Here is a 547-nt window from a genome sequence, read left to right as displayed (position 1 = left end):
GTTTTATTGAATCACAACAGTGTGGGACGCTTGCGGCCCAGGCCTGCTTGTCCCAATGGATTTTTTTGTTAAGCGCTTTTTACCTAACCAGTTGCTCGCGGACTTCCATAAGTGCGAAACCCAATAGATTAAGTCCTTGCCATGACTCAGGGAGCTCAACCAGTGGATCGTCAGCAGCCAAACCAACACCCCAAATTGAGTCCACTGGACTAGCTTCAACCAAGACTCGTTCTCCGGTGTTGAGAAGGTAGTCTTTGAGGTCTTTGTTTTGACCGAACTTCAGTAGGTTGGCCTTAACTACGATGTCAAAACGGTGTTGCAGCCAGATCTCATCATTGAAGCCTTTAACTTCCCGTCCTATCCTTTTGGCTTCTCCTGGAGTCTTAGCTGAGACAGCCTTAAGAGCAGCTTCTTCATCAGCAAATAGTCGAGCTTTTTCAGCCATCATAAAGTGTTCGGCTGTTAGATATCGGTTGCCATCATACTCGAAAGTGTAGTGGTCAACTAATCCCGGACAGTAAATAAAGTTTTTCTTCCGCAACTGCTG

At 46.3% G+C, this 547-nt stretch carries 1 protein-coding gene; it reads right to left on the bottom strand.

Annotated elements, in window-relative coordinates; genetic code table 11:
* Positions 1 to 79: 79 nt before the first annotated feature.
* Positions 80 to 547: NADAR family protein (locus CWB98_RS23375; protein WP_138546968.1), on the bottom strand; the 468-nt coding region annotated here is incomplete at its 5' end.

Source organism: Pseudoalteromonas rubra (genome assembly GCF_005887115.1).
GTDB lineage: Bacteria > Pseudomonadota > Gammaproteobacteria > Enterobacterales > Alteromonadaceae > Pseudoalteromonas > Pseudoalteromonas rubra_F.
The sequence above is the reverse complement of the archived record's forward strand: the minus strand, read 5'-3'. Positions and strand labels throughout refer to the sequence as shown.